The 17,707-nt window shown below is 48.4% G+C and carries 7 protein-coding genes; all 7 read left to right on the top strand.

The genetic code is table 11. The features are described from left to right. The first annotated feature begins 58 nt into the window (after positions 1-58). The 7 genes from CS562_RS03005 to CS562_RS02975 all read left to right on the top strand — a co-directional run bounded on the left by CS562_RS03005 (position 59) and on the right by CS562_RS02975 (position 17,679). Positions 59-1,786 carry a right-handed parallel beta-helix repeat-containing protein gene (locus tag CS562_RS03005; RefSeq protein ID WP_257219330.1) on the top strand — a complete coding sequence of 576 codons (1,728 nt, stop codon included), beginning with the start codon at positions 59-61 and terminating at the stop codon, positions 1,784-1,786. 22 nt (positions 1,787-1,808) lie between these two features. Continuing rightward, positions 1,809-4,184, top strand: a complete 2,376-nt coding sequence (locus CS562_RS03000; RefSeq protein WP_099853516.1) for a glycoside hydrolase family 95 protein — start codon at positions 1,809-1,811, stop codon at positions 4,182-4,184. A 131-nt stretch (positions 4,185-4,315) separates the two neighbouring features. After that, a complete protein-coding gene (locus CS562_RS02995) occupies positions 4,316-6,370 on the top strand; it encodes an alpha-galactosidase (RefSeq protein WP_306553578.1) in 2,055 nt (684 codons plus the stop codon). Positions 6,371-6,522: 152 nt separating this feature from the next. Next, positions 6,523-8,853 carry a glycoside hydrolase family 95 protein gene (locus CS562_RS02990; protein ID WP_099853512.1) on the top strand — a complete coding sequence of 777 codons (2,331 nt, stop codon included), beginning with the start codon at positions 6,523-6,525 and terminating at the stop codon, positions 8,851-8,853. A 100-nt stretch (positions 8,854-8,953) separates the two neighbouring features. Continuing rightward, entirely contained in the window at positions 8,954-10,486 is a 1,533-nt protein-coding gene (locus tag CS562_RS02985) for a response regulator (RefSeq protein WP_099853510.1), read from the top strand. 300 nt (positions 10,487-10,786) lie between these two features. Beyond that, positions 10,787-15,391 carry an S-layer homology domain-containing protein gene (locus CS562_RS02980; RefSeq protein ID WP_099853508.1) on the top strand — a complete coding sequence of 1,535 codons (4,605 nt, stop codon included), beginning with the start codon at positions 10,787-10,789 and terminating at the stop codon, positions 15,389-15,391. A 167-nt stretch (positions 15,392-15,558) separates the two neighbouring features. Next, positions 15,559-17,679: an alpha-galactosidase gene (locus CS562_RS02975; protein WP_099853506.1), complete on the top strand. Its 2,121-nt coding sequence runs from the start codon at positions 15,559-15,561 to the stop codon at positions 17,677-17,679. The last annotated feature ends 28 nt before the right edge of the window (positions 17,680-17,707 follow it).

Raw genomic sequence — 17,707 nt, 5'->3', positions numbered from 1 at the left:
ATTTTCCTTGTATTTAGGCAGAAGGTTACATACCAAGAAGGGTGGGATCAACATTCCTGTGACTGAACAAGAACATATCACGAATTCCACGACGATAAGACTGACGGATTATGGCGCTGTGCCAGACTCTGAGTTGGACACCCAGCCAGCTATGGCTCGTGCCATTCAGGCGGCGGCTGAAATCCCTGGTCCGGTGGTGCTGGACTGTGCGAGAGGCAGGTATCATTTCTACCCGGAAGAGGCGATTCGGGCTCCTTATTATATCTCCAATACAACGAGTGAAGAAGAGAACCCAGACATAACCAAGACCATTGCTATTTTGCTTAAAGGAATGAATGATGTAACACTGGAGGGCAACGGCTCCCTGTTTATTTTCCACGGCAAACAGACCCTGTTTTTGTTGGATAATTGCACCAATGTAGAGATTCGCAACCTGCGTACAGACTATCACCAGCCGACGGTGACGGAGATGACGAGTATCTCCAGCGGAAGGCATTATTTCGATGCGCGGGTTCACCCCGATTCCCGTTATCACATTCGGGACAACAGGCTAACCTGGCTCGGTGAAGGCTGGAGTTTTGCGGAAGGTCCTATGCAAACCTATGATCCATTGCGGAATACAACCTGGCGAATCGACAATTGGTTGGAGTTGGCCCAATCTGTGGAAGAACTTGAGCCCATGACCATCCGTTTGCATTTTGATTTTCAACCTGATGTGGTCCCTGGCCATGTACTACAAAACCGCGATGGCATTCGTGATCAAGTTGGAGCTTTTATGACCGAATGCTCGGATATAACGTGGAGAGACGTGAGTCTGCATTTCCTGCACGGACTCGGTGTTGTTGGACAGTTCAGCACAAATCTGACTTTCTCACGGATGAACCTGGCTCCCCGCACCGAAACGGAACGTACAGTTGCCGGTTTTGCGGATTTTCTGCACATCTCCAGCTGCAGAGGTAAGGTAGCCGTAAGAGACAGCTATTTTTCCGGTTCGCATGATGATCCTGTCAATGTCCACGGTACCTATTTACGAATTGTAGATCAGCCGGCGGTGGATCGCGTGAAAGTTCGATTCATGCATCCCCAGACGTATGGGCTTCCGGCCTTTTATCCTGGTGATGAGATCGAATTTGTCCGTTCCGGTTCGTTGACGACCTACGCTTCTAACAATGTGGTTGCGGTAGAGCGTTTAAGTGCTCGTGAGCTCTTGCTGACTCTTGCTCATCCAATACCTGATGGTATTGGCAGCCATGATGTCATTGAGAATGTAACCTGGACACCAGAAGTGGAAATTACAAATAATCATTTTGCTCGAGTGCCAACACGAGGAATACTCGTAACGACTCGTCGGAAAGTGCTGATTACCGGGAATACGTTTGAACGCATGTCCATGAACGCTATTTTGATTGCGGTGGATGCCGAGTCCTGGTATGAGTCAGGAAGGGTAGAGGATGTGACGATCTCCGATAACCATTTTATTGAATGTGGCGGCAGTGATCATCCCGTGATATTCATATCCCCGGAGAATGTGGTGGTTGATGAGAGCGCTCCCGTTCACCGACAGATCGTTATCCAGAATAACCATTTCGAAACTTGTAGTGATGTCCCGATTCTAAGGGCCAAGTCCACTTGTGGGTTGGTTTTCAAGTCGAATAAAATATGTTCCTCCAGCGAGACAGGAAAGTCATCTTGCGTTGAAGAAGCAGTCTATGCAACCGCCTGCAGGGAGGTTGACATTGCGGATAATACGTTCACTAATGTTCCAGAGGAACTGACTAGAAATTGAGAAATCATGAGGGAGAGTGCACATGAAACTTCAATATGACAAACCTGCACATGTATGGACGGAAGGGCTTCCCATAGGTAATGGCCGTCTTGGCGGCATGATTTTTGGTGGGGTGGAGCAGGAGAAAATCAGCTTGAATGAGGACACACTGTGGTCCGGTTATCCGAAGAACGGCAGTAATCCTGGCGCAAAGGACGCTCTACCAAAGGTTCGCAAGCTGTTACAGGAGGAACGTTATACGGAAGCAGACACGCTGACCAAAGAGATGTTGGGTCCGTACACCCAGTCCTATCTTCCTTTCGGGAATTTACTCCTGCGCTTTGAACACGGGGACATCCACCATTCTTACAAGCGGACGCTGGATGTAGAAAATGCAGTGCACAGCCTTGAATATCAGATTGGCCATGTTATCTATACCCGTGAAATGTTTGCGTCGCATCCTGATCAGGTACTTGTACTGCGGCTGGCTGCAAGTGCGGAAGGTGCGCTGAATGTACATGCGTCACTGGATAGCCCGCTTCGGCATGCGATTAGTGTTAGGGAAGGCCGCTTTGTTCTGGAAGGAATAGCCCCGGAGCATGTCGATCCCAGCTACGTTGCGAGCGATGAGCCGATCCGATACGGTGATCCCGGAAATAACAAGGGCATGGTCTTTGAAGGCCAGCTAGCGGTGAAGACAGAGGACGGACAGGTAACGGTAGATGGCAGTGGAATTCATGTATTGGGTGCGACAACGGCAACCTTTTATTTCAGTGCGGCTACAAGTTTTAATGGTATGGATGCCATTCCGGGAGTCGAGGGAAAAGATGCTTCCTTCACTGCAAGTTCATTTCTGAATGAGGCGGTAGCCAAGCCATATGACAGCCTGCTTGACTCACATATTGCGGATTACCGTTTGCTATTCGATCGGGTGAAGCTTCAGCTTGGGAATTCACCTGCTCCGGAGCAGATGTCCACTGAACAGCGGATTACAACCTATGGGGCGGAGGATCCGGGGCTTGTGGAGCTTCTCTTTCATTATGGGCGTTACTTGCTGATCTCAAGCTCCCGTCCTGGAACGCAGGCTGCAAATCTTCAGGGCATATGGAATGCAGTAACTCGTCCTCCCTGGAGCAGCAATTACACGCTGAATATTAATACTGAGATGAACTATTGGCCGGCTGAAATATGCAATCTGGCTGAATGCCATGAGCCCTTGCTGGACTTGATCAGCAATTTGGCGAAGAAGGGCGTTGAGACCGCACAGGTTAACTATGGCACTCGCGGCTGGACCACGCATCATAACACGGATATCTGGGGACAGACGGCACCAGTGGGCAATTATGGTGACGGTGATCCAAGCTGGGCCTTCTGGCCGATGGGAGGTATTTGGCTGACCCAGCATTTATGGGAGCATTATGCCTTCAGCGGTGATGAGACGTATTTGCGAAATTCCGCTTATCCAGTGATGAAGGAAGCTGCGCTGTTCGCACTGGACTGGCTCATTGACGATGGTAGCGGTAACCTTGTGACCTCACCTTCGACTTCGCCGGAGCATAAATTCCGGACAGCGGAAGGCGTAGCAGCGGTCAGTCCGGGTTCAACGATGGATATCTCATTAATCTGGGAGTTGTTCACTAACTGTATTGAAGCCTCAGAAATGCTTGGAACAGACCCGGATTTCAGAAAAGAACTGGTGAGCATTCGTGATCGTCTTCTGCCGCTGCAAGTCGGGAAATATGGCCAATTGCAGGAGTGGTCGAAGGACTATGAGGATGAAGACATTTACCACCGGCATACCTCGCATCTGGTAGGCGTTTATCCGGGTCGACAGCTTTCGGACGAAGAGACACCAGAGTTGTTTGTCGCCGCCAGAACCTCCCTTGAGCGGCGGGGAGACGAAAGCACGGGTTGGAGCCTGGGATGGCGTGTTGCGCTTTGGAGTCGTTTCGGGGAAGGAAATCGTTCCCTGCATCTGCTCTCCAACATGCTGCGTCTGGTGAGAGATGGAGCGTCGGAACAATATAACCATGGCGGTGTATATCCGAATCTTCTGGGCGCACATCCTCCGTTTCAGATCGACGGCAACTTCGCGGCCTCTGCCGGGATAGCCGAGATGCTGCTGCAATCTCACCGTCCTTATATGGAACTTCTACCTGCATTGCCGGATGCTTGGCAGCAGGGCAATGTTTCCGGCCTGCGTGCCCGAGGCGGATTTGAGATCAGCATTCGATGGGACAACGGACAACTTGCATTAGCGCACATCACTTCACACCTGGGCCGGGACTGTGTGCTTAGAAGTGAAGACCCAATTGTGGTAACGCTTGACGGCAACGTGGTTAAAACGGAGGACACCGATTCAAATATCATAAGTTTCCCTACATCTGCAGGACGTACCTACCAGATTAAGTTGAGTTAAATCGCGTTATGGATCGGAAGATCGTTGCATGGAAAATGCTCTATTCGGTCTTTATAATGAGGGCAGACTTGGGCAGGAGAGCATAATCAGCTCCGCTCAGGGCACAGCATGCAACAATAAGGAGGCATATGATGCTAACTAGCGATACAGCCGTACAAGTGCAGCAACAGAATGTTAATCTTGTAAGCGTTACAAATGGCCACGTGAGCCTGGAGATCAATCTTGAAAATGGTGAAGTGTCCTTCATCGGCAACCATTCTTCCCATGTGAAGGGCATTCGTAGTTCTTTTCGCTGGCAGGGCCGGGAATACAGCACGGATCATTATCAGAACCATGAGCTGACGGCACAGGAAGATATTGTTCGAGAAGGATTTGGAAAAGGCATCCGCTTGGTCGTTCTGCATAGAGCCTCGTTGCTGCCGCAACTGGAGCAGCATTTCTATATGTATGAATCCTCACCGTATGTACTGGTGCAGACCGCTATAGTCGGTGATGAAGAGCTTAAGGCGAATCGTATGGCTGTCATCCAATCCAAAACCATATCTATCGGTGGAGAATCCGGCCAGGATGAACCAAGCATTCTGCGTGTCCCGTTTGACAACGATAAATGGGTCAGATATACGGTTGTTAAGCCGCCGCTTGATGTGGAGAGTTACGAGGCGACAGCCTTGTTTGCGCCCGACAGCCGCCGGGGAATTGTGATGGGTTCCCTTACGCATAAGGTATGGAAAACAGGGATTCGTATGCAAAGCGAAAAAAGCGGACATATCGAGGGACTTGATCTGTATGGCGGTGCCGTGAGTGAACTGACTCGCGATTCCCAGCCTCATGGTTATGTGAAGGGAAAAAGAGTTGAATCCCCATTGGTATTCGTCGGGTTCTATGAAGACTACCGTGACGGTCTTGAAGCCTACGGTCAGGCGAATGCCTGGATTGAGGCTCAATTACCTTGGGAGGGCGGTGTTCCGATCGGATGGAACAGCTGGTCCGCGGCCATGAGTGATCTGGACTATGATCTGTATACAGCGACCAGCGATTTTCTGAAAAATGAAGTACAGCCGCTTGGATTCGAGAATGAGGAAACGTTATACATCAACTTTGATGCTTTCTGGGACAATTTTACGCCGGAAGAGATGAAGAGCGCGCTAGACCGGGTGCGGCAAAATGGACATAGAGCGGGAACGTACTGGACCCCATTTGCCTTCTGGGGAGGGCCAGATCAGTTCGGTCAGGCGGTTGAAGGAACGAACGGCAAATACACCTATGCAGATATCCTGCTGCGTGACAGTGAGGGCGAAATTCTGCCAGATGTAGACGGTGGTCTGGCGATAGACCCGACACATCCTGGCAACCTGCAAAGAATCGATTGGTTCACGGATAAATTCATCGCGGAAGGTTTCGAATATATCAAACTGGATTTCTTGGCACATGGCTCGTTGGAAGGACAGCACCACAATTCGGATATTACAACAGGGATAGCGGCTTATCACTATGGCATGTCTTATTTGCAGCATAAGATCTCACCAGAAGTAATCGGACGGCCATTTTTCATAAACTTATCCATCGCTCCATTATTTCCATATGCCTTTGCCCACAGCCGCCGTATTTCCTGTGATGTCTTCGGTACACTTGCGGATACGGAATATATGTTGAACTCGCTGACACACGGTTGGTGGATGAGCAATACGCTCTATCGCTACAATGATCCGGATCATTCGGTGTTATACAAGAGCTTCAACCAGGAAGCTACCGGCTGGCATGAAGGACGTAGCCGTCTGACTGCTTCAGTCATTGCCGGAACGGTGCTTCTACTCGGAGATGACTTCCGTAAAGAGGAAGCTGCCGAACGAGCAAGAGAGTGGCTTGGCAACAAGGATATTTTGAACGTTGCTCGTATGGGCAAAACCTTCCGTCCAGTTGAAGGTGATTTTGGGAAACTATCTTCTGATGTGTTTGTCCTTGAATCGCCGGAAGAGAAGAGTTTCTATCTCGCTGTCTTCAATTTTGATGCTGAACAAGCTGCGGTTAAATCCATCTCGCTGGAGCGGGCCGGACTAAACACCAATGCCGTATACCTCTTGCAGGATCTGTGGGAAGGCTCACAAGGGGAAACGTCTGGAGAGCTTACGGTATCACTGGAACCGGCGGAATCCAAAATCTTTAGATTGACCGTGAAGGGAAACTGACCTGGGCGAAAAGACAACCCAGAGCTGTGATCGTTTTTAGGATATAAAAACAAAGTCAAACGCGCGCTTTTGTATCTTACAGATCGCGCGTTTGTCTATTTTGGGAATGAGTCTATTTCAAAAATAATCATTATTGGACTGGAGGACATGATATGAACGATTTTACTTTGTGGTATTCAACCCCTGCAGCGGATTGGTCTCAAGGCCTGCCGCTGGGCAATGGAAGAATAGGGGCAGTTGTTATGGCGTCATCGCATCGTGAGGTATGGAGTATGAGCGAGGTTACCTTCTGGTCGGGTCGGATTGACCCGGAGCATCCTTCCGAAGGAGGCAAGGCTACACTGGAAGAGATGCGCAGCTATTTCTTCTCCGGCGATTATGATGAAGGAGATCGACTTGCCAAACAACATTTGCAGCCAAAGAAGCGCAATTTCGGCACCCATCTTGGATTATGTGATGTTGTTATTGATTTTGGGAAGAAGAATTCGAGTTCTGATGAAGTTGGAAGCTTCCAACGTGAGCTGGATCTGACTCATGCGCTGGCCGGAGCGTTCTGGAAGGATGATGACATCACGATTCTTCGTGAAGTTTTCGCTTCTCACGCCGATGATATAGTGGCCTCCCGAATTTGGAGCGATGCCCCGGGTGGAGTATCCTTTACACTTGGCTTGCAGGCAGGCACGGAATCATTCAAGGTTGTAGCCTTAGATGACAACACGCTTGAATTCCAAGGACAGGCAACGGAAAATGTACATAGTGATGGGACTTGCGGCGTATGGGCCAAGGGTTTGGTCAAGTTGGTTATATCCGGAGGGACTGTCGCAAGTAGAGATGATCGATTGACTGTGACCGGAGCGGATGAGGCATGGATTTATTTTAGTGTGAGCACAGATTATCGCCGTACAGATCAGGAGTGGGAAACAGAGAACGAGTCTACGCTTATGAAGGCGCTAGAGAAGGGTTATGCCTTGCTGAGGGAGGATCATATCCGTGATTACGGTGATCAATATGACAAGGTAGATATTCAGTTGGGCCACAAGGGGAAATCCGGTCTGGCTACAGACCAACGCATTCGTTTGTTGGAACAGGGTGAGGGGAATGAAGATCCGCAGTTGTTTGCATTGTTTTTTCAATATGGCCGGTATCTGACTATTGCGGGCTCTCGCGAGAACTCTCCACTGCCACTCCATCTCCAAGGAATTTGGAATGATGGTGAAGCGTGCCGAATGGGCTGGAGCTGTGATTATCACCTTGATATGAATACCCAGATGAATTATTACCCCACAGAAATTACGAATCTTGGAGAGAGCCATCTTCCGTTATTTCGGTATGTTGAGGACCTGGCACAGGCGGGCAGGGAAACGGCTCGTAATGTATATGGATGCGAAGGATGGGTCGCTCATGTCTTCTCTAATGTATGGGGCTTTACGTTGCCTGGGTGGGAGACCTCATGGGGGCTGAACGTTACAGGCGGATTATGGCTGGCTACACACCTGATTGAGCACTATGAGTATAGTCAGGATCGTGTTTTCCTAGAGAATGTGGCCTATCCTGTACTTAAGGAATCCGCGGCCTTCTATCTGGACTACATGTGTGAGCATCCTCGGAACGGTTGGCTGGTGACGGGTCCTTCTAATTCGCCGGAGAATCATTTTTATCCCGATAATTCGAGAGAGGCGGCACAGCAGCTGTCTATGGGAACAACAATGGACCAGATGCTGGTGCGCAGGCTCTTCGAATTTTGTCTTCATTCAGTTGAACTTTTGAATAAAGACGAGGAACTCGGACGCAAGCTGGAAGAAGCAATCAGCAAGCTTCCACCTCTACAGATCGGCAAGAAAGGCCAGTTACAGGAGTGGCTGGAAGATTATGAAGAGGTGCAGCCGGAACATCGGCATTTGTCTCATATGTATGCGCTGTATCCGGACAATCAGATTACACCTGACCATACACCGGAACTCAGTGCGGCAGCACGAGTAACGCTGGAGAACCGCATGGTCCAGGAAGAGCTGGAGGATGTTGAATTTACAGCTGCTTTGTTTGGACTGGGTTTTGCGAGATTGCACGATGGAGAGACGGCATATAAACACCTCTCGCATTTGATCGGCGGCCTGTGCTTCGATAATCTGTTCACCTATTCCAAATCCGGAATTGCTGGAGCAGAGAGTAATATTTTCGTCGTTGATGGGAATTTCGGCGGTACAGCTGTCTTAGCAGAGATGCTGCTGCAAAGTTATGCGGGCGAGATTCACCTTCTCCCAGCGTTGCCACAGGCATGGAGCACCGGCTCTATAACCGGGCTGAGAGCAAAAGGAAATGCCGAGGTTGACATCGTCTGGGAGAATGGAAAGCCGACCTCTACGAACATCCACACGTTCTCGCCGGGAACGTTCACCATTTGTTGGGGCAACCAAAGAACGATCCTTCATGCCGAAGCAGGCGAAAGTTACTATTTCAATAGCGAGCTGGAGTTGGTAAAATAACGATCTATACTTGAAAATAACTTTCATTTATATGGACCATGGTCCCACGGGGGGAAAAACATATAATAGAGATAGACAGAGACAAAGGGAGGGGACGTTGATGTTCAGTATTTTTTTGGTAGACGATGAAGAACTGGGACTTGAGATGATGAGGGATTATATCCGTTGGGAAGAGATGGGTATCTATATCATGGGAACGGCGAGTAACGGCAGGGAGGCCTTGGAGAAGATCGAGGCCACCCAGCCTGATATCGTTCTTACCGATGTTCAGATGCCGATAATGAACGGTATTGATCTGGCGAGAAAGATACATGAGAGCTACGACTCGATCCAAGTGATGTTTCTGACCGGGCACGATGAATTTCAATATGTAAAATCGGCTATCAACGTAGGGGCCGTGGGATATATGCTAAAACCTTTGGATTTAAACGAAATTGAAAGCGTTATCAGTAAAGTTAAACAGCGTTGTGAAGAAGTTGCAATGAAGAACCGTTCCATGGAGGCGGCCAAAGCCAATATCCTGAAGGAGTTATCTTACGAAAAAAATGAGGATCGTGCTCTTGATCTCGCTTTTAGTTTCAGCCGTCTAAACCGACAATCGGAGACCACCCGATATGCAATGGCCTTGTTCAGTATCGATCCCAAGGAGGCTGAAGAGGAACAGCAAAGTCTGGAGGAATGTACAGCTCGGCTGGTGTCTTTTCTCGATCATTTCTTCAAAGCGAAGAACCTGAAAGCGATCTTTGTGGATTACAAGGAAGGAGAGACCGGTGTATTTATGGAAGCGTCCCAGCAGCCGGGACATTATGCGTGGGAAGACTTGGCGGAGGCTATTCGTAGTGCTCTGGATTTTACGGTAACGGCAGCTGTAGGCGGACAAGAGACCGAGTTAGCCTATATTCACTGTCTGTACGAACAGACGCGAACCATCTTGAACGAGCGTTTCTATGAAGGTACAGGCACGATAATTCATGCTGAGACGCTTTCGAACCAATTTTATACGGAGCATATGCCCCCTTTTGAACAAAAGGAATGGTTTGAGGCTATTAACCGACTGGATTTTGAATGGGCCGCACAGAAGCTGCACGGGTATATTGAGGGATTGGCAACATTGCGAGTCAAGAAGAAAATCATCTGCGACTGGTCGATAGATCTCGTTAATGAGCTGCTGGAGCAGCTTCACAAACCTGTTCCGAAGCGGGCTGAGCTATATCACTCCATCTATAATGCACTGACTCTGCATGAGATCGAAGATCTGATTCTCGGTACTGCGGAAGATGCCGTGAGTATGCTAGGTGAGCGGTTTATGGACAAAAATGCAAAATTGATTCACAAGGTCCGTACCCTCATCGATCAGAATTACAATCAGCCAATTACCATCAACAGCCTGTCTGATCAGGTCTATTTGTCACCGAACTATTTAAGATCCATTTTTAAAGAAAAAACAGGGGTGACCATTCATGATTATCTGACACGCATCAGACTGGATAAAGCCAGGGAACTGCTGGCAGATGGCTCGCTCAAGATTCACGATATCGCGCAGAACGTGGGCTATGAAAGTACATCCTATTTTATTTCTCTTTTCTTGAAGACACAGGGCGTAACACCCAACGAATACAGGAAAAGTATATGACGATACAGGTTGTTTGGTAATGATGATGTTGATCCTCCTGTTTTCCTTGAACATGATTTGGATAGGCTCCCTCTTACTAACCCATGATATGGCAAATGAAAGAGGCTTTCCTGTATGAATAGTAACATTGTGGTATGGAACATCCCCCTCCTCCTTTTTACAATTAGGCATATAGGAAAGGAAGGAGGAGAGAGGGGATTTAACAGATCTTTATGAAAGCGATTACAGATAAAGGCTGTGAACCACCGCAGGATAGGCATATGGAGACCTAACTCAATCATAAGAAAATGGAGGCATGTTATGTTGGGACGGATGATGAAAAAAGGATTTGTGTTCTTTATCATTTTTTGCTTGGTAGTTGGCGGGGGCCAGTTCGTCCGAACAGCTCACGCCGATGATATGAATACCTATGAAGCCGAGGCCGAGGGGAATATTTTGCTTGGTAACGCGAAAATCTCCGATAGCCCGACGGCTTCAGGCGGCAAAAAGGTCGGAGGCATGTACCAAGGCAGTTCCTTGCAATTTAACAATGTTACTGTAAGTGAGGCAGGAAATTATAAGATTTCCGTTTACTACATTTCAGGTGATTCGCGGCCGTTCAATATTAGTGTGAATGGCGGGGAAAAGCAATTTGAAGAACCACCCAAGACAGTCGACTGGGATACGGTGGGAACGTATGATGTGACTCTTCCGTTGAACGCGGGTACCAACACAATCCTGATTGATGACAACAACTGGTATTCTCCCGACATCGACAAGATTGTGATCCGCGGTTTGGACAGTGACATGCCGGGAGAAGGTGGCGGAGACGACTGGAAGAAAAATCTGCATGGTGCAATCATTGAGGCAGAAGCAGCCGACAATATTTTGAAAGGCAATGCCAAGGTGGTGGACAGCAGTATCAGTTCAGGCGGAAAAAAAGTAACGGATATGAACAAAAACAGTTCACTGCAATTTACGAATGTAAACGTACCGGCAGATGGTACATATTTGATCCGGATATCTTATATTTCTGGTGACCAGCGACCTGTCTATATGCAGGTGAACAATGGCACGGATGAGATGATTGATCTGCCCAAAACGGCAAGCTGGAATACGGTAGGCACGTATGATGCGGAAGCTTCCCTCCATAAGGGAGTTAATACCATCACGTTCTCGGATCATGATTGGTACTCCCCCGATTTTGACCGAATTGAAGTGATCCCGTATACGCTTAGCTATGAAGCCGAAGATTCGGGCAATACACTGACTGGTGAAGCACGCGTAACAGAGAGCCCGAATGCTTCCGGCGGCAAAAAGGTCGGCTATCTGAATGGCGGGAGCTCCTTGACGTTCAATAAAATTATAGCCCCCATGACAGGTGATTACCGCGTTAAGGTAGATTATTTTTCCGGTGATCCGCGGAGTTTCTATGTCCATGCGAATGATGGGGAAGAGCAGTTCCACGACCTGCCCAAAACCCCGGACTGGGATACGGTAGGTACGTATGATCTTACACTCCCATTAACTGAAGGCGAGAATACGATTACCTTTTCAGACAACAATGGCTATTCTCCCGATCTGGACCGGATTATCGTAGAGCCTGCGATAGAGACAGAACCCGAAAATCCAGGTGAAGGAGATGACGATCTGGGAACACCGGGTGACTCTCAACGATACGGGGATATCACGGTGACTGATTACACGTATGGCCTTCTGGTATCGAACGGACAATACGAAGTGTCTTATAATACCCAGACTGGATTCGTTGGCTATAGCTGGGCAGAAGGGCAGAAGATGCGGGGTATTTTCAGCAGCATTAAACTTGGTGAGAGTCTTGTGGAAACCAAAGGTTATGAGAGTCATGCGAGCGGTGGAACACCTGTGGAGATTCAGGATGGATTCGGCAAAGGCATTGAGTTGAACTTTGTTCATACGTCAACTGGCAAACCAACCCTGAAGCAGGTCTATCGGTTTTATGAAGATAAATCGTATTTCCTCAACCGTCTGGATGCCTTCAGTGATACAGAGATCCAAAGTAATTACATGTCACCAATTACTGTGAAAAATACGAGTGGTGTGGATATCGGCGTCAGCTCGGATAATCGCGTGCTTACAGTACCTTTTGACAATGACGCCTGGATTCGCTACAAATCTCAAACGATGAACCGGGCGGATACCAGTTACGAAATGACAACGGTATTCAATAACTCAACACGTAACGGTCTCGTGATCGGTTCAGTAACCCATGATACCTGGAAGACCGGTATTGACTGGAAAGGCTCAGCTAATCGTCTGAATGAATTTGCTGTGTATGGTGGTGCAGCGAGTGACGTTACTCGTGATACCCAGCCACATGGCAGCCTGACTGGTACTGAACTGTCCTCACCACTGATTATGGTAGGTGGTTTCAGTGACTACCGTACAGGACTTGAAGAATACGGTAAAGCCAATGCGATTATTACACCTCCGCTGGCGTTGAATCCGGAGCTGCCACAAGGTGTTCCAGTAGGTTGGAATAGCTGGGGAGCTTATGATAGCGGGCTTTCGTATCAGAACGTAGTGGATGTGTCCAATTATTTCAAGAACAATCTTAAGAAGTTCAACAATAACGGCAATGTATTTATTAATATGGATTCCTACTGGGATAATCTAAGTGATGCAGAGCTTGCCCAAGCCGTATCTGTAATTAAGGACAATGGTCAGCATGCAGGCATCTATTGGGGACCATTTGTTTATTGGGGCAACGATATGAGCCAAAAAGTAGATGGTACCAACGGGCAATATACGTATGGCGATATTGTGCTTAAGGATGCTGAAGGGAAACCTCTGCCTACACTGGATGGAGCATATGCACTGGATGTGACACATCCGGGGAGTCAAATGCGTATGGATTATTTTCTGGATAAGTTTAAATCACTTGGATTCACATTCATTAAACTGGATTTCCTGACCCATGGCTCACTGGAAGGCCAACACTATGACACTACCGTGACGACAGGAATCCAGGCATACAATGAAGGGATGCGTTATGTTGAAGAGCGATTGGATGGAAAAATGTTTATTAGTGCGTCCATTGCACCGATTTTTCCAAGTCAGTATGCGCATAGCAGACGGATCTCTTGTGACACCTATGGCAAAATCAATGAGACGGAGTACATGCTCAATTCATTGACATATGGTTTCTGGCAAAATGGAACGATCTATTCTTATACAGACCCAGATCATTTGGCATTAAGCAGTGCTTCAAGCCTGGAGGAAGCCCGCAGCCGGGTGAATTCTGGTGTGATTGCCGGCACGGTGATGATGGATTCTGATGATGTGAACGATCCCAAGGCACAGGAATACATGACAGCATTGTACAATAATACGGATGTTCTTCAGGTAGCGCTGAAAGGAAAAGCATTCAAGCCGCTTGAAGGGAATACGAATGCAAATGCTGCAGATACGTTTGTTCTGAAAGACGGCAATGATTATTACCTCGCTGTATTTAATTACAGCGGCAATAGTTCAGCGAACAAAACAATTAACTTGGGTCGTGCCGGATTGAATGAATCCAAATCCTACACGTTACAAGATTTGTGGACAGGTGAATCTTCGTCAGCCACCGGTTCATGGTCCATCTCGCTTGGACCGGCTGAATCGAAGTTGGTTAAATTGACCGAAAAACCAGTCAATCCGGAAAATCCAGGTAACCCAGGTAACCCAGGTAACCCAGGTAACCCAGGTAATCCAGGTAACCCAGGTAACCCTGGCGACAATGGCAATACCAATAATACTAGCGGGAACTCCGGCAACAGCACGGCTCAGGAGAACGATACAGCAAAACTGGTCATCACGGCCGATATGCTGAAAGTGGACAATGGGGCAGGGAAAGCCGTTGTGGACATCAAGGCTGGTACTCCAGAGCTACAATTGTCATCTGCTGTTTTACGTCAGCTCGGCGACCATGTACTGGAAGTTAAATCAGGTAAGTTAACCCTGCAAGTACCTGCGAGTTTGTTCCAGCAGCTCTTGAGCAAGCTACCAGCGGGGCAACAGGAAGATAGTACAATTTCCTTGAAAATGGTTCCGCTTGGCAGCAAGGCCAAGGAGGTCGTTGCTGCAGCGGAATCATCTTCCCGGGCAACGGTTTCCCTTAAGGGTGAAATCTATGAATTCAGCCTTTCGGTAACAACTAAATCTGGTGCAACCGAAACACTCTCTGCGTTTGATCATCCGGTTACGCTGAGTCTGGCAGCGGCTGAAGGCTTCGATCCTTCACAGGGAGGAATATATTATATTAACGAAAATGGGAAATTGGAATTTCTCAAATCGGATTACGTGAATGGCATATTAACGACTAAAGTGAGCCACTTCAGCAAGTATGCCGTTCTGGAACTGAATCGGACGTTTACCGATGTTCCGGCCAATCATTGGGCCAGCTCTGTAATCAAGGAGTTAGCAGCAAAGGGGTATGTTGAAGGCACAAACGAAGATCAATTTGAGCCAGGACGTGCAGTCACTCGCGCTGAATTCACCGCCATGCTCGTTCATTCTCTGGGACTGACCGTAGCGGGAAAAGTACAATTTACAGATGTAGCGACAGATGACTGGTACGCGGAACCCATCTCGATTGCGAACCAAGCAGGTATTGTCAACGGCCGAAGCGCAGCCAGTTTCCAGCCGGACGCACAGATTACCCGGGAAGAAATTACGGTGATGCTGATGAAGGCATATAAATTGAATGATGGGAAAGTGCCTGTTGGTTCTTCAGATATCTTATTTACCGATATGGCTCAGGTTTCTTCATGGGCAACTGCTTCGGTAAAGGATGCAGCCCAACTAGGACTGGTTCAAGGCCAAAGACAGGGGCAGTTTGTGCCTAAAGGGATTGCTTCCCGTGCAGAGGCGGCTCAGGTCATCTATAACCTGATTTTGAAGTAAGTTTATAAGGCTGCGAATTGCATCGCAGCCTTATTTTCATAACTTAGAATGACAGATGATTTCCCCTATGGATTGTAAGAATGCGATATGGCTAATTTAACTCCTGCTTCCTACAATAATATGTATGTTCACAACACACAGCACGAGGGTAACAGGAACTCGAAAGGATGATAAATTTGACGATTCAATATAATGAACAACTACGTATATTTGCAATACAGACGCAAAATTCGTCCTACATTTTCGGAATTAATGAGAGGGAACACCTCCAGCATCTGTATTGGGGTAACCCCGTGGACATCGAGGACAGCGCTCCGTTGCTCCATCTACAATCCCACAGCTCTTTTGACGCGGAAGTGGAAGGAGAGGTGGAGGAGTATAGCTTCTGGGGAGGTGCATCTTATACAGAGCCATCTCTGAAGCTGCGTATGTCTGATGGTGTCCGCGATCTTCATGTAAAGTATGACCGTCACGAGATCATTGAACAAGATGGCAGACAGACGTTGATTATTACGTTGAAGGATCAGGTCTATGCACTTGAAACGCAGCTGATATATCGGGTCATCCCGGAATTCGACCTGGTGGAGCGTTATGCCAATATCGTAAATAAGGGACAAGAGGATATCGTGCTGGAAAGCATGCAATCCGCAGCCTGGACTTTGCCATATCTCCAGGATTACCGCCTAACTCATGTTACGGGGAAATGGTCGGGTGAATTCCAACTGCGCAATACCATTTTGACAGAGGGAAAGAAGGTACTTGAATCGCGGAGAGGTTTCACTGACGGTCATGCCAACCCATGGTTTGCGATTGATGATGGTCTTTCGACAGAAAGCGGCGGTGGGGTATGGTTTGGTGCTCTGGCCTGGAGCGGCAACTGGAAGATTGTTGCGGAGAAGACCCCATTCACGCATGTACGGGTAACAGGTGGCATCAATGATTTTGACAATGAATGGTTGCTGGGTGCGGGCGAAACGTTTGAGACGCCTGTCTTTGTCGGCGGATTCAGCCCAGAAGGCTTTGGCGGAATGAGCCACCGCTTGCATCAATATCAATACAATTACATACTGCCTCGCAGTGAAATCGGGAAAGTGCTGTACAACTCCTGGGAAGCTACCTACTTCGATGTGAACGCACAGGACCAAATGGCGCTTGCCGAGCGGGCAGCCAAGATGGGTGTGGAACTATTTGTCGTGGATGACGGCTGGTTTGGGCAGCGGCATTCCGACCGTGCGGGGTTGGGCGACTGGAACGTGAATAAAGAGAAGTTCCCGAACGGACTTGTTGAGCTGATTGATCAGGTTCACGGACTTGGGATGGAATTCGGCATATGGGTAGAGCCGGAGTCGGTCAACCCGGATAGTGATCTCTATAGAGAACATCCAGACTGGGTATATCATTTTGAGACTCGGGGACGTACGGAGCTTCGCAATCAGTTGCTGCTGAATATTTCCAAGCCGGAGGTTAAGCAATACATTCTCAATTTTATGACCGAACTGCTTGGCAACCATGAGATTAAGTTCATTAAATGGGATATGAACCGGACCATCACGGAGCCTGGCATGAAGGGTCACCCCATAAACCGTCAGAAGGAAGTATGGGTAAGGCATGTCCAGAGTCTCTATGATATATGGGCACAGCTGAGAGCCAAGTTCCCGGATGTGGAATTTGAGACTTGCGCAGGAGGTGGCTCGCGGATTGATCTGGGCATCTTCCGTTACGCCGACCAATCCTGGCCGAGTGACAATACGGATGCGTTCGACCGTCTGAGCATTCAGGAAGGCTTCTCCTATACGTATGCACCACGTATGATGACCTGTTGGGTAACCGAGTCACCTACAGGAATGAACGGTCGAAACGTCTCCCTGAAGTATCGTTTCCACAGTGCAATGATGGGCACGCTTGGTATTGGCTCCAATCTGAACGAGTGGAGTGATGAATGGATCGAAGAGTCCGGGGAATTCATCGGGCAGTACAAAGCCATTCGCCACCTCGTACAATTCGGCAGACAATTCCGCCTGACTGCGCTTCGCGATAAGGGGGTTACGGCTGTCCAGTACAGCGATGCTACCGCAAGTGAACATGTTCTGTTCGCTTTTCTTCACTCGCAGAAGCTGGGTGAACCGTTGCCTAGACTGCGTTTGGCGGGTCTTCAGGCTGACAAGACCTATCTCATTGAAGAACTGAGATTATCGGTCAGTGGCCGTGCGCTGATGAACATCGGGGTGGAGCTGCCTCTACGTGGCGATTTCGACAGTCTGGTATACCGTATCCGTGAGCAGGTATAAAAGGATGCTGTAGAATGGATTAAAAGGA

It is taken from the genome of Paenibacillus sp. LK1, assembly GCF_002750415.1.
GTDB lineage: Bacteria > Bacillota > Bacilli > Paenibacillales > Paenibacillaceae > Paenibacillus > Paenibacillus taichungensis.
The sequence above is the reverse complement of the archived record's forward strand: the minus strand, read 5'-3'. Positions and strand labels throughout refer to the sequence as shown.